The sequence below is a fragment of the Nocardia sp. NPDC127526 genome (assembly GCF_042672265.1).
In the GTDB taxonomy this organism is placed as follows: domain Bacteria; phylum Actinomycetota; class Actinomycetes; order Mycobacteriales; family Mycobacteriaceae; genus Nocardia.
In genome coordinates this window covers 152,999-166,191 of the sequence record NZ_JBHXVO010000002.1, presented here as the reverse complement: position 1 = coordinate 166,191, position 13,193 = coordinate 152,999, and the positions used below count along the sequence as shown (strand labels likewise).

The 13,193-nt window shown below is 67.1% G+C and carries 15 protein-coding genes; 7 read left to right on the top strand and 8 right to left on the bottom strand.

The window, feature by feature from the left end; genetic code table 11:
- Positions 1-101 precede the first annotated feature (101 nt).
- On the top strand, positions 102-1,988 hold the full coding sequence (gene zomB, locus ACFVIV_RS03865) for a flagellar motor control protein ZomB (RefSeq protein ID WP_379193262.1): 1,887 nt from the start codon (positions 102-104) through the stop codon (positions 1,986-1,988).
- Positions 1,989-1,998: 10 nt separating this feature from the next.
- On the opposite strand, the gene ACFVIV_RS03860 is transcribed toward zomB, so the two are convergent.
- Positions 1,999-3,702 carry an AMP-binding protein gene (locus ACFVIV_RS03860; protein ID WP_379193261.1) on the bottom strand — a complete coding sequence of 568 codons (1,704 nt, stop codon included), beginning with the start codon at positions 3,700-3,702 and terminating at the stop codon, positions 1,999-2,001.
- An 82-nt stretch (positions 3,703-3,784) separates the two neighbouring features.
- Here ACFVIV_RS03860 and ACFVIV_RS03855 point away from each other — a divergent pair, with 82 nt between their 5' ends.
- Positions 3,785-4,222, top strand: coding sequence for a hypothetical protein (locus ACFVIV_RS03855; RefSeq protein WP_379193260.1), 438 nt, complete (start codon positions 3,785-3,787; stop codon positions 4,220-4,222).
- 30 nt (positions 4,223-4,252) lie between these two features.
- Here the strand turns inward: ACFVIV_RS03855 and ACFVIV_RS03850 are convergent, their stop codons facing one another.
- The gene (locus ACFVIV_RS03850; RefSeq protein WP_379193259.1) at positions 4,253-4,915 is read right to left on the bottom strand and encodes a hypothetical protein; all 663 of its coding nucleotides are present in this window, start codon (positions 4,913-4,915) and stop codon (positions 4,253-4,255) included.
- An 84-nt stretch (positions 4,916-4,999) separates the two neighbouring features.
- On the opposite strand from ACFVIV_RS03850, the gene ACFVIV_RS03845 reads away from it, so the two are divergent.
- A complete protein-coding gene (locus ACFVIV_RS03845) occupies positions 5,000-5,425 on the top strand; it encodes a PPOX class F420-dependent oxidoreductase (RefSeq protein ID WP_379193258.1) in 426 nt (141 codons plus the stop codon).
- A gap of 170 nt (positions 5,426-5,595) precedes the next feature.
- Positions 5,596-5,757 (top strand): hypothetical protein, encoded by a 162-nt coding sequence (locus ACFVIV_RS03840; RefSeq protein WP_379193257.1) that lies wholly within the window; start codon positions 5,596-5,598, stop codon positions 5,755-5,757.
- Between the two features lie 30 nt (positions 5,758-5,787).
- Here ACFVIV_RS03840 and ACFVIV_RS03835 read toward each other — a convergent pair whose 3' ends face one another.
- The gene (locus ACFVIV_RS03835; RefSeq protein ID WP_379193681.1) at positions 5,788-6,129 is read right to left on the bottom strand and encodes a MerR family transcriptional regulator; all 342 of its coding nucleotides are present in this window, start codon (positions 6,127-6,129) and stop codon (positions 5,788-5,790) included.
- A 163-nt stretch (positions 6,130-6,292) separates the two neighbouring features.
- Here ACFVIV_RS03835 and ACFVIV_RS03830 point away from each other — a divergent pair, with 163 nt between their 5' ends.
- Entirely contained in the window at positions 6,293-6,712 is a 420-nt protein-coding gene (locus tag ACFVIV_RS03830; RefSeq protein ID WP_379193256.1) for an Hsp20/alpha crystallin family protein, read from the top strand.
- A gap of 459 nt (positions 6,713-7,171) precedes the next feature.
- Complete coding sequence (locus ACFVIV_RS03825; RefSeq protein WP_379193255.1) at positions 7,172-8,284, top strand: hypothetical protein; 1,113 nt, start codon at positions 7,172-7,174, stop codon at positions 8,282-8,284.
- Between the two features lie 28 nt (positions 8,285-8,312).
- Here the strand turns inward: ACFVIV_RS03825 and ACFVIV_RS03820 are convergent, their stop codons facing one another.
- The 5 genes from ACFVIV_RS03820 to ACFVIV_RS03800 form a co-directional block, all read right to left on the bottom strand.
- The gene (locus ACFVIV_RS03820; RefSeq protein ID WP_379193254.1) at positions 8,313-8,783 is read right to left on the bottom strand and encodes a hypothetical protein; all 471 of its coding nucleotides are present in this window, start codon (positions 8,781-8,783) and stop codon (positions 8,313-8,315) included.
- Positions 8,784-8,970: 187 nt separating this feature from the next.
- On the bottom strand, positions 8,971-9,735 hold the full coding sequence (locus ACFVIV_RS03815; protein WP_379193253.1) for an SDR family NAD(P)-dependent oxidoreductase: 765 nt from the start codon (positions 9,733-9,735) through the stop codon (positions 8,971-8,973).
- Positions 9,736-9,867: 132 nt separating this feature from the next.
- The gene (locus tag ACFVIV_RS03810; protein WP_379193252.1) at positions 9,868-10,578 is read right to left on the bottom strand and encodes a hypothetical protein; all 711 of its coding nucleotides are present in this window, start codon (positions 10,576-10,578) and stop codon (positions 9,868-9,870) included.
- Between the two features lie 140 nt (positions 10,579-10,718).
- Positions 10,719-11,612, bottom strand: coding sequence for a sterol desaturase family protein (locus ACFVIV_RS03805; RefSeq protein WP_379193251.1), 894 nt, complete (start codon positions 11,610-11,612; stop codon positions 10,719-10,721).
- Between the two features lie 48 nt (positions 11,613-11,660).
- Complete coding sequence (locus ACFVIV_RS03800) at positions 11,661-12,464, bottom strand: helix-turn-helix domain-containing protein (protein WP_379193250.1); 804 nt, start codon at positions 12,462-12,464, stop codon at positions 11,661-11,663.
- Between the two features lie 147 nt (positions 12,465-12,611).
- Here ACFVIV_RS03800 and ACFVIV_RS03795 point away from each other — a divergent pair, with 147 nt between their 5' ends.
- Positions 12,612-13,139, top strand: a complete 528-nt coding sequence (locus tag ACFVIV_RS03795) for a serine hydrolase (RefSeq protein WP_379193249.1) — start codon at positions 12,612-12,614, stop codon at positions 13,137-13,139.
- Positions 13,140-13,193 lie beyond the last annotated feature (54 nt).

The following is a 13,193-nucleotide window of genomic DNA, read 5'->3' as shown; positions in this document are numbered from 1 at the left end:
GGACGCCGACCGCGCAGAGTGCGGTCGGCGATGACCGCCGGCGGGTGGTCGACTCGGCACGCCGGTTCTCGCGACTATCTCGGGCCACGTTCCTCGCTGGGATGGCGCTGACCGGAGCACTGTTCGCGGCCGGTGCGTGGCAGCGCCGCTGGATCGCCGACGACGGCCTGATCGTGCTGCGCACGGTGCGCAACCTGCTCGCGGGCAACGGTCCGGTGTTCAACGCGGGTGAGCGCGTCGAGGCCAACACCAGCACGGCTTGGACCTACATCGTCTGGTTCTTCGGCTGGCTCACCGGGATTCGGCTGGAGTACGTGGTGCTCGGCATCGCGCTGACCCTGTCGGTGCTGGCGGTCGTGTTCGCCATGCTGGGCGCGGCCCGGCTGTGGGGCGGAACGGGTTCCGCGCTGCTGCTCCCGGCGGGCGCCCTGGTCTACATCGCGCTGCCGCCCGCGCGTGACTACGCCACCTCCGGCCTGGAGTCCAGCCTGGTCATCTGCTGGCTGGCGGTGCTGTGGTGGTGGCTGCTGCGCTGGTCGCAAGCCGAGAAGGTGTGTCCTGCAGGCTTTTTCGGACTGGTCTTCTGCGCCGGACTGGCCCCGCTGATCCGGCCGGAGATGACGCTGGTCGGCGCGCCGGCGCTGCTCATGCTGTTCTGCGCGCCGGCGCCGTCGACGCGGTTGCGGCCATGGCTGTTCCGTGCGCTGATCGTCGCGGTGGCCGGGGTGGTGCCGCTCGCGTACCAGGTCTGGCGGATGGGGTATTACGGTCTGCCCTATCCGAATACGGCCGTGGCGAAGGACGCGGGCGGGACCAAGTGGAAGCAGGGTTTCGTCTATCTGTGGGACCTGGCCGGCCCGTACTGGTTGTGGCTGCCACTGCTGATGCTGGGGATCGCCGCTGTAATCGCGGTGCGACAGCGACGAATCGAGCCGGTACCGAGTCGGCATGCCAGGCCGGATGCGCACGGCCGATTCGGCTCCGCCGATCGGAAAACCGGACTGCGCAACCGAATCCACCGATTCAGGGGCAGCCTGCGTACCCCTGCCGCCGTCGTCGCACAGACAGTCGGCTCCGCAGCGCTGCTCACGGCATACGAACTGCATGTCGGCGGCGACTTCATGCACGGCCGCATGCTCTTACCGCAATTGTTCTGCCTGCTACTTCCTGTCATGGTGCTGCCGCTGCGCACAACGCGGAGATCGGAACCCGGAGTGCTGAACTCCCCGTATCGATTACGCCGCCCAGGATCGAGTTTCATCGCCGTGCCGGCCGTCTGCGTCGCCACCATCGGCTGGGCATTGTCCGCGGCCGGCATCACGGCCATCGACTCCGGCACCCGGATCGCCCGGAGCGGGATCGTGGACGAGCGGATCTACTACGTGCTCAGCACCGGCCACGACCATCCGATCCGCGCCGAGGACTACCTGGACCACCCGCGCATGCGCGCCATGCTGCGTCACCTCGCCGAAACCCCCGACGGCGGCCTGCTTTTGAACCTGCCGTCCTATATGGTCTGGCACGTCGTACCCCCGCCGCTGCCGATACCGGACGGCGGCGCGGGACACACCGTCTTCTTCCTCAATCTCGGCATGACCGGCATGAACGTACCGCTGAACGTGCGTGTCGTCGATCAGATGGGCCTGGCGTATCCGCTTGCGGCACACACCGATCGGCTCACCGACGGCCGAATCGGCCACGACAAGAACCTCCACCCCGACTGGGTGATCGCCGACAGCGGCATGGTCGACCTCCACCCTTGGATCCCCGTGCACATCGACGAGCGCACCGTAACTCGCGCACGCCAGGCAATATCCTGCCCCGCAACCCAAGACCTCCTGGCCTCCACCCGGGCGCCCCTCACCTTCGAACGCTTCCGGCACAACATCCAGCAGGCCCTGGGATTCGCCACCTACCGCATCGACCGGATACCCGAATACGAGCTGCAACGCTGCGGCCTGCCCGATCCCATCGAACCGCCCCGCTGAGCGGATCGGTCTATCGACCTGTCTCCGCACGGTCCGCGAGTGGTTTCAGCGCCGGGGCGGGACGGGCGAAGACGTCATCGCTGTCAACGGTGATCATCGTGTTGTCGCGGCCGGAGAGGAACAGCAGGCCGGAGGCGTCGAGGTAGCCGAGGTCGCCGGTGTCGAGGAGGCCGCCGGCTTCGTCGGGCGGGCTGTCGGCGTAGTCCTCGAAGAGCGAGTGATTGCTGATGTGTATTCGTCCGATCGCGCCGATCGGGACCGGTCGCCGGTCCGGTCCCAGGACGGCGACGGCGGTGCCCAGCGGTGGCCGGCCCGCGGTGGCGGGGGCGGCGCGCAGGTCCTCGGGTGCGGCGATGGTGGCCCAGGGTACCTCGGTGGAACCGTAAGTGCTGTAGAGGATGTCGCCGAAGGCGTCCATGAAGCGCAGCACGGTCGTCGCGGCCAGCGGCGCACCGCAACTGGCGACCGCCCGCAGGCTCGTGGTGTCGTAACGGGCCCGCACGGCGAGCGGCAGATCGAGAATGCTCTGCAGCATGGCGGGAACGACGATGAGACTGGTTGCCCGGTGTTCGGCGATCCGGCGCAAGCAGTCTTCGGCATCGAAATGCCTTGCCAGCACGACCGTGGCGCGCAGGGCCGTGCTCAGTTGCAATGCGGCCAGGCCCCAGGAATGGAACAGCGGCGCAGGGATGAGCATGGTTTCGTTCATGCACAACGGGATTCGAGACAGCAGCGCCGCCACGGTGGAGAAACCCTTGGGATGCGGGCGCCGCGCTCCCTGCGGTGCGGCGCCGGCGCCCGAAGTCAGCACGATCAACCCTCCGGCGTGTGCGGGCTTGCGGAATGTCTTGCGGCCCAGTGCTATCAACCCCGCGGTGGTTACCCGGCCGGGCGCTCCCGGATCGGTCAGGTAGCGGGGGATGCCGGCGTGCGGATACCGGACCAGCGGTTCGAGTTCGCGATCCACGAACAGTGTCGTCAGCCGGTACCGCCGCACGACGTCCTCGATCGTGCGCGCTGACAGCCCGGCGTGCAGGAGGACCACGTCCACTCCGAGTTTTCCCGCGGCGACCATGATTTCGACGGTTTCGGCATGGTTGCGCGCCAGCAGCCCCACCGCGTCGCCGGGACCGAGGCCGAGCGAGGCCATCGCACCCGCCAAGGCCCGGCTGTGTTCATGGATTTCGCGGAAGGTGCGGGTGCCGCGATCGTCCACCACCGCGATCCGGCGCGGCGTGTACGCGGCGGCAGCGGCGTAGCCGCCGGCCAGATTGAATCCCCATTTCGCCAGTCCGCCGATCTGTTTCAGGACCCGGATCGGTCGCAACGAGCGCACCACACCGGTCGAGACCACCTGCTCGGCCACCCGGATACCGCGCCGCACCGGCGTGTCCTCGCTGTTCACCACAATCGAAGGCAGTGCACCGGAGACCAACTCGAGCATTCGATGCAATCCGGCCGTGGTCCAGGCCGCCACGGCCGCATTGCTCAGCGCCGCCACCGAAGGATGGATGCGGCCGGCGGCAAAATAGGTGACGGTGATCAGGGTCCGATCCGCGTGCCCGCGCAGCAGCACGCTCACCGCACTTCCGGTTTCGGCGCACCGCAATTCGAATCCGCCGGAGTTGGCTAGCCTGAGTGTCGCCCGGCGGGTGTGCACCCCCGGCGCCGGGGCGCTGATACGGATCAGCCACGACAGGCCGTCATCACGCATTTCCACTGGCTCGCACGCCCCGACCCCGGGGAGGATCCGGGGATAGAGCCGGGGATCCATCAGCAGGGGCCGGATCAGGTCCGTGGCGACCGGCAATTCCACGGTCGTGTCGAATATTTCGCTAACCATCTCTCGTGCTGTTCGCGCGCGTGCCTACATGATCAATGAAGGCAGTACCGGCGCATGCGTCGAAACGACCGGGCTGCTCGCCGGGGTCGGTGCGCTCCTCTACCTTCGAGCCGACACGGTAACAGCGGGAATTGCGCTGAACGCCGACATCGAGCGAATTGTGGCTCATACCAAGCGGCGTCGCTTCGTGGTTACACGTCGCGGTCAGCGGCGATTGAAGACCTCATGCGGCCGTTATGGATTGCCGGAACAGTATCGCCGCTCCGTGAGCTGCTACCGCGGGGATGAACGGTTCACCGGTGGCGGTGCGCCCCAGCGGGATGGTCCGGGCGGCGGCGGTTCCGTATGTGGTGCGATGGAATTCGTCTCTGAGGCGGCCCGCAGATTGTGATCACGGTCCGCGCGGATCGGCGGTCCAGTTCTAGGTGAGATCCTCTGCCATGGCATCCCAGAACGACGTTTCGTAGGCGTGCAGCAGTCGTGGGGCTCGGGCGATGTCCTCGGGTGATTCACCCGAGGCGAGTCCGGCCGCCACGACCGCGGTCGCCTGTTCGGGGAAATCCGCGGGTGACTCGGCGAAGAAGCTGAAGAACGCTACCGCCTCATCGGTGCATCGGTAGTGGGTGCGCAAGGCCGAAGCTGTTCGGGCGCAGTATGTTCCCCATTCCTCGAAGTTTGCCAGCAGGGCGAGCGCCACCTCGGCCGCTGTCCCGAACATGGCGCGCTGCGCGAGGTAGGCCGGATACGCCTGGGCGGACGGGTGCGGTTCGTAGGCGCGAAGGTCCTTCTCGCTCATGCCGAGTGCGGCGGCGAAGTCGTGCAAGAGGTGGAAGGCCTGCGATTCGCCCTGCGCGAGCGCCAGAAAGAACGCCCCGGCCGGTGGTTCCGGGTAGCGTGCGGCCAGGAGCGCGAAACTCCGGCGGTCACTGTCCACGATGCGGTACTCCTCACCGGCGAGCCAGGACAGCCGCGCGATCGGAACCCGGCCGTGCTCGAGCAGATCGAGGAATCGGTTGGGCATCGCGGCGGCCGAGTTCTCCTCCCGGGCCCGGGCGACCAGTTCGACGGCGGTGTGGTCGGGCATGAGTCCAGCGCAGCACCAACCACCCTCCGAGTCAATGGTTCACAGGTTGACCTCAACCGCACTCGAGCTCTTACGGTGGCGTTCATGTCATTTTCCGAAGTGGAACGCACCTACTTGTCCGACCAGCGGCTGGCCCGGCTCGCGACCGTCACCAAGGACGGCCGCCCCAATCTGGTGCCGGTGGGCTTTCGGCTCAACGCCGACGGCACGATCGATATCGGCGGACCGAATCCGAATGCGCAGCGGTATCGCAATGTGCGGGTGAACGAGTCCGTCAGTCTCGTGGTCGATGACATCACTCCGGATGATCCGCGCGAGGTCAAGCCGGGGTGGGGCCGTGGGGTGGAGATCCGGGGGAGGGCGGAGATTCTCACCGTCGAAGATGTGCCGGTGGCTCCGGAGTGGTTCTGCCACGAGATCATTCGAATCCATCCGCGCCGAATTCACAGCTGGCATATCGATCCCGCGAATCCGGACGGCCATTCCCGGAACGTCGGACCCGCTTCGTAGGCGAGCGAGGCCGCCCTCGCCGTCGATCGGATCGACACAGGAATCGGGCATTTCGTGAGGCTCGTCGTGTCGGCTTCGGTGGCGTGGTGAGTCGGGGGATGGTAGAACGAGCACTTGCAGGGTGGCCGTGTGCGCAGGTGCGCACAGATTTTCATGAGGGGTGAACGCTGATGCCCGAAAAGCGCAGCGCTCTGGACGAACTGGTGACCGAATCGCCGGGACTAGCGGGTCTGTTGTCGGCGATCGACGCCGAACAGACGGTATTGCGGGAGGTAGCGGGCGAGATCTCGGAGATCGCCGCCGAGTCGAATGGGCACGACCGGCCCGACTGATACCTGGCCGATGCGCCGCCGCGATGACCGTCAGGAGTGCGGCGGTCCCGATTGCGGGCGGTGGGCCTGTTCGGCGGCGAGGGCGGCGTTGCTCGCGCGCAACGCGGCATTGGCGTCTTCGAGGTCGAGGATGCGCGCGATCCCTGCGAGGTTGATTCCCTGCCCGGTCAGGGCGGTGATACGGGCCAGGCGGGCGAGATCGTCGCCGCTGTAGCGGCGAGTGCCGCCGCTGCTGCGGACCGGGGTGATCAGTCCGTGCTGTTCGTAGAGGCGCAGCGTCTGCACGCCGACGCCGGCGAGTTCGGCGGCCACCGATATCGCGTACACCGCCTGCCCGGCCCGTGGCAGATGGCCCTGTCCGTGTCCCGGCATCTGCCGCGCCTCCCGTTCTTCGCTCATGACCGACTCACTGAAGATTATCTCTCGTTCCTACTTGCACTCGATGGGGTCGAGTGCTAAAAATTATCTCTGTCAGATGACAGAGATTATCTGAGCTTCCTTCAATCGAGAATGGAGTGAACCGGAGGTGGCGACCATGTTGATCCGTACCGATCCCTTCCGTGACCTGGATCGCCTGACCCAGCAGGTCTTCGGTACCCCCGCGCGTCCGGCGGTCATGCCGATGGACGCCTGGCGCGACGGGGACGAGTTCTTCGTCGAGTTCGATCTGCCCGGCATCGACCCGGACTCCCTCGACCTCGATGTCGAACGCAATGTGGTGACCGTGAAAGCCGCACGCCCGCAACTGGATCAGGGCCGGTCGATGATTGCCGCCGAACGCACCCGCGGCGTGTTCTCCCGCCAGCTGTTCCTGGGAGAGAATCTCGACACCGAGGCCATCCGCGCCGACTACCGCGACGGCGTGCTGCGCTTGACCGTGCCGGTCGCGGAGAAGGCCAAGCCCCGCAAGATCGAGATCACCCGCGAGCACGACCGCCAGGCCATCAACGCCTGACCGGCCCGGGTCATCGGCTCGCGAAAGTGAGGTGATGCCTGTCGAACATTGCGCACCAAGGGTTCTCGCGTGGGGCGATACCCGCCCCACGCGACCCCGGAACGACGACCTCCGCTACCCCGCTCGCAACCCACCGCGAAAACACCCATGAGCACCACAACTTCTGACATCGACCGCACCACGCACCAGGAATCGGACGCCTCGGTGGTGCGCTGGCCCGACCCGAGCCCATTGCACCCGTGGTGGGAGTCGATCATGGCGTCCGCGGTGTCCGCCGGCCCCGCGACCCCCCGATCGCCCGATCCCCGACACCCCCGTGCCCGGAATCCCTTCCTGCGCACCTGTGCACCCACCCGCACCGCTACCTCCGGCTGACCCTGTCGGGAGTCGGTTCCGAGCGACCCGAACCTGTTGTCCCGCAACCGTAGCCGCATCGCATCGACCGAGGAACGAGGCTGTATGGCAGTGTTCCCCATGGACATGCAACGGAACGGGGAGTTCGGAATGACGGTGGACCGGGACAACGCGCGTGTGGTCGATCTCGCGCGGCAACTACGCGGCGCGGAGACCGGCGGCTGGAGCGAGGCGGCGCTGCGAGTGATCGCGGACGGCCTCGGTTGGCGGTGGCAGGATGACGTCTCCGGACCGCGGCTGGTCGCGGTCGCGGAACCGAATGCCGCTCCGCAGTGGGCGGCTCGGCTGCGCCCGGTGGGCCGCTTCGAGAAGGACTTTGTGCATGGCGGTGAGGAGTTCGTGGGGTTGTACGTGCCCGTCGCGCTCCCGGAGGACGGTGCGGTGGGAAAGGCCGCGGCCTTCCGGACGGTGGCCGAGGCGCTGACTCGAGAGTTCGGCCGGGCCTCCATCATGGGTGCGTACGGCGATCCCGGGCCGTTCTACGACTCGGCCCCGTTGTGGGGCAGCCCATTCCTGCGCTGGCGCCAGCGGGAGAACACACTGGAACTGCACGCCGGCGAGCGCGGCCCCGAGCTGTTGCTCCAGCCGACCGATCCGGTGGAGAACTGGTTCTGGCGGCAAGGACATGGCGAGCCCTACGCCGTCGGCGCCAACCGCGACCCCGCCAACGCGGGCCTGGGCTTCCCGGGCCGCTGGCACACCGACGACTGGGACATCTTCGCTCGCGCCCTGGGCGACTTCCTCGGCGCCCTCCCCGCGGAGACCCATGCCCTCGGCATCGAGCTGGACCTGGGCTTCCATGCCCGGGTGCCCGGCACCTACGGCCCCGTCGTGTTCCACCTGGCCTGCGGCGAGCGACTGGAGATCGTCTACGACACAGAGGAACTCGGCGAGGACATCGCCGATCCGGGTTCCTGCGGGTGGATTCCGCACACCACCCGCCCGGCGGCCCTCGACCACTGGATCGAAGCGCCCTACCACTCCGGGGATTTCGGTATCGGCGAGGTGGACGGCTCCCGCCTGGCCCGGATGATGGTCGACACCCTGCGCGGCCTGGGTGTCGCCTCCCCTCGAGACCTCAGCCTGAGCGACCATGCCCAGCGGGTGGGCGACTACCACGTCGACTATTACGGCTTGACCCTCGAGGAGAACCCCTAGCCGGTTGGCGGCCGACCGGATCGGCAGGCTAGGGCACCAAGTCCGGACTGTAGATCCGGATCAGGCCCTTGCCGTCTTTGGTGATCTCCGTATAGCTGGCATAGCGATGGCCCGCGACGACTGCTTGTTTGTCGCTCCGCAGTGGCGGCGAGGGGTAGCTTCCGTTGAAGCAGGGCATCGGCGCGCTGGTCGCGACTTCCTCGTTCGATCCTGTTGTGTACGCGTCCTTGTCGATCACCTTCACCACCATGGTGCAGTTCTCGATGGTGGAACCACCGGTCTTGGAGGTGAGGCTTCCGTACGCCACGAGCGCCCCTTCGTAGCGGTAGATGCACGATTCGACCTCGGCCGAGCCATCGCTGGTCAGGAAGACCCCGGAGCAGGTTTTGGGGACCTCCCATTCGGGCGGATCCGCCGCGACGGTGGGCGCCAACACGAAAAGCGCTGCGGCACTGGCGAAACAACTGGACGCGACACGGGACAACGAACCGGCTGACATCACGAACCTCCTCGATTTCGATCTTGCCGAACCCTGCCTACATTTCCAGGTATCCGCAAGCGGTGCAGGCGAATTGCCAGGACATGCTCAACGGCGCCATCATCCACCACTTGCTCCTGGAACCCATGCGATCCGAGACACCCGATGACCCGACCCTTTCGCCCTCACCACCTACCTGCGCCGCCTGCTACGCCAAGCGGGCTTCGGGATCGAGACCCAAGGCCGCGCGGCCGCCGTCGACCGGCACCGTTGCGCCATTGATGAAGCCGCCGTCCGCGGAGAGCAGGAACTCGACGGCGGCGGCGATTTCATCGGCGGTGGCGGCGCGGCCCAGTGGGTGCAGTGCGGCGATGTCGTGCTCGACCGACATTGCGGCCTCGGGGGAGAGGGCAGACATATAGTCCGCGAAGCGTTCCGTGGCGACGGTGCCCGGCGCGACCGCGTTGACCCGGATGCCGTGGCGGCCGTGTTCCACGGCCAGCGCACGGGTCAGTCCTTCGATCGCGGCCTTGGCGGTGCTGTAGGGCAGCGCTCCGGGCACTGCGCGGCGGGCCTGGTGGGAGCTGATGTTCACGATGGATCCGCCTGTGCCGGCTGCCAGGAATCGGCGGACAGCGGTGCGGCAACCGATGACAGCGGGACGCAGGTTCGCGTCGATCAGGTCGAGAACCCGTTCTGCGTCATCGGAATCCAGCGACGCGTCCTGGAATACGGCCGCGTTGTTCACCCACCCGGCGAGCATGCCGACCTCCTGCGCACGGTCCGCGGCATGCTCGGTGACCTGATCCGACCCCGCGTCCCCTGCCACCACGGTGAGCTGCCCGCTCACCCACGCCAGGGCCTCCTCGTCGCGCTCGATGACCACGACCGCATGCCGCCGGGACAATAACCGCTCCACAATCGCGCGGCCGATGCCGCGTCCACCACCGGTGACAACATAGGACAATGTCATGAAACCGATGCTAGGCAACAGAATTCACGACGGAGGCGGCATCACTCCCCGTAAGCGCGCAGGAAGGTGTCCACCGCCGCCGTGGCGCCGGCGCGCATCTCGGTGGTCGCTCGAACTCCTGGGAGGGGGCGTTCAGCGCGGTGTGTTGCCGAGGGCGCCAAGGGCGTTCGCGGATTGGGTGCTGAGATCGAGGAGTAGGCGGAAGACATCGGCGGGAACGGGTTTGCCGTTGCACCACAGGATGTTGCAGGCGGTGGAGGCGTAGGGGCCGACGCCGAGGAGGATGGTGGCGGATGTAGTCGGGGTCGAGGAGCTGTTCGTGGCTCCAGCGGCCCTGTTGGAGCATGAGGCGGGCCAGGTCGTCGGGACGCATGGCCCAAGCCGCCGTTGACGGCGGTATTTCCGCTGCGGTCGCGCAGCCAGATCCAGTTGTCGCGATCGATGCCCAAGGGGGCGAACACTTCTCGTTGTGTCGACCTTGCCGAACAGCGGTGAATTCGCGTCCCGATGCTGGGCGATGGCCGCCGCCGGGCCCAGCGCGGGCATCTCGGGCAGCGAGTTGAAGAAGTCGTAGGGCACGGACACGACGAAGCCGTGGCTGGTGAAGAGCCGGGCCAGCGCATCGTAATTGCCCGGGTTGGAGGTGATTCCGCCGGTGAGAACGATCAGCGGCGCGGCATCCATGCTCGCGATATCGGCCGGGAAGTAGGTGTTCACCCCCACCGGCAGGTCCAGCCCGTACGGGAAAGCCGCCGTGCACTGCAGGGTGTCGTGATTGCCGTGCACCGAGTCCGCGCGGTGCAATCGGTGCGCGGAGTCGGCATCGACCCGTTCTTCATCCAAACGGTGAGATTGTGAGACTAGGTAGTCTCACCATTGGGTGGTGACTATTACACACTGTGATGCGGATCGCAATGGTCCGGATCGGCGCGGGGTCGCTGCGCAATCACCGGGCGTGAAGTGCGAGTTCGGCGTGTGTCCGGCTACTTCGGGGTGGTGATCTCGCAGGCGCCGGCGGGTGTGAACGGGTAGGTCAGTTGCCGGGCGTAGTCGACCGGATAGTCGGGTTTCGCTGCCATGCCGAGGTGTTCGGTGGTGAAGCGGCGGCCGGGATCGTAGGAGTAGGTGCGGTAGAGGTGATCCCAGAGCAGGGTGAACAGGCCGAAATTGACGTCGCCGATGCCGGCCCATTTGAGGTGGTGGAAGCGGTGGCCCTCGTTGAGGGCGAGGACGTATTTGGCGGGGCCGACGCGGTAGTCGGCATTGGAATGCTGGAGCAGCAGCTGGATCGCGACGGTGAGGGCGAGGACGGAGGCGACTTCGACGGGGAGGCCGATGAGGATCAGGGGAGCGACGCCGGCGGCCATTTCAATGGCTTGGTGCACGGGATGTTTCATCAGGCCATTGAGCCCGTAGAAGCGGGTGACGCTGTGGTGCACGGCGTGGAATCGCCACAGTAGCCCGATCTTGTGGCTGGCCAGATGCACCGTGGTGATGCCGAAGTCGGCGATCAGGACGGCCGCCACGACCTGGAGCGCGAAGGGCCAGTCGCGCGGCCAGATTGCGGGAGCGGGGACGATCGCGGCGAGCAGGGGGATGGCGGCGACGCTGACCAGGATCAGGGATTCGTTGACCACCGCGTGGATGCGATCGCGGCGGCTGTCGCCGAGGTCGTGGTTCCAGTCTCCCTCGTACGGGATGATCCGTTCGGCGAGAAACGAAGTCGTGATCGCGACAGCCAGGATCGCGAGCAGCCAGTATTTCGGCGCTCCCGCGGCGGTGAGGGCGATGCCGAGTCCGTTGAGCCCGAGCAGCATGAACGGTACATAGGCGTATCGGGTGATGCGCTGCATCGAGGACAGTGTTGTCGTGTGCATGGGGTCGAGCGTGCTTGCTCGATGCCGCATCCGGCTTGAACGATTCGGCTATCGCGAATCGTTGTGCCAGGCGAGGTTCCGGCTCAGCGCCGACGGCGGGAGACCGAAGATCTCACGGCAGGTGCGGGTCAGATGCGCACTGTCGGCGAATCCGGCGGCATGTGCGGCGGTGGTGAGGCCGGCGCCGTCGGCCACCGCGTTTCTGGCGATCACCAGGCGCAGCCAGAGCACGTAGCGCCGCAGCGGCAGCCCGACCTGGGCGGTGAACAGGTGGGTGAGTCTGCTCGCTGAAATGCCGACGCGGGCAGCGAGTTCGGTGGTGTTGATGGTCCCGGCGGCGACGGCGGCCGGTAAACATTCCAGTGCGGCGACCACGGCCGGGTGGCGGTCGGCGCCAGGGTCGGCCGCGCCCGGCGCCAATGCCGTCATGAGCTCGGCGACCGTCGCGGCGAGCGGCGCATCGTGATCGGGTAGTGGCAACTGTGGCCCGCCGGACCAGCCGGCGCCGTGGGCGCGGTGCGCGGCAGCACGTCCGGCGATGCTGTCCGGGTCGAGGAATACCGCGATACCCGTTGCGGCGCCGAGGAGAATCCGGTGCGGGGCATCGGCGGGGATGATCATGTGCGTGCCGGAGTACTCGGCGTGGTCGCCGGCGACGGCGACAGGGCTGGTGCTGATCATGACCTGGACGGCGTGGTGGGCGTGCCTGCCGGTCGCGCCGATCGATCCGCTGAAGGCGAGGACGCCCGGGCGCAGCAGGACGTCGCCGCGCCAGCGCGCCGAGCCGGCCGGGTCGGCAATGGCGGCCGCTCGGTCCGGCGTCGCGTAAACCGCCGAATGGAATCGAGACACCGTCGGAGCGTAGTTCGAGACTCTCCCATGGCGATTCGCGGGTCACACGGCTGTGAGCTTCACTAGAACACGGATTGCGTACACTGTTCGGCGTCACGTACAGTGTTCGGCATAGCGCACAGTGTGCGGAACTGATGGAGGAACTCGATGTCGACAGAATTGACCTGGGATGCCCGGGGTAACTGGAATGCCGGCACGGACATCGCGGGCGGTCGGCCCCTGTCGAAGGACGGGCTGCGCCCACCGGCTTTCGAATCCGGCGGTGGCGGCCTGGTCTCGACCGCCGACGACTATCTGGCCTTCTACCGCATGATGCTGAACAAGGGCACTCACCGCGGCACGCGCATTCTGTCCCGCCCCGCGGTCGAACTGATGACCACCGATCACCTGACCCCCGAGCAGCGCGTCGGCAAGGACGAACTGTTCGGCACCGAGGGCGCCGCGGGTTTCGGCAGCCAAGGCGGTTTCGGTTTCTGCATGGCCGTGCGCACCGTTCGCTGCGACTACGCGAGCATCGGCCAGTTCGGCTGGGACGGGGGTCTCGGCACCTCCGCCTTCGCGGATCCGGCCAACCGGTTCATCGGAATCCTGCTGACCCAGTCCGCCATGGACGCACCGGGCACGCTGCGCCTGTCCCAGGACTTCTGGACCACCGCTTACCAGACCCTCGACTGACCGGGGGCCGCGGCGACAGCGGCCGCACGGGCTCTATCAACACATGATCGAAAG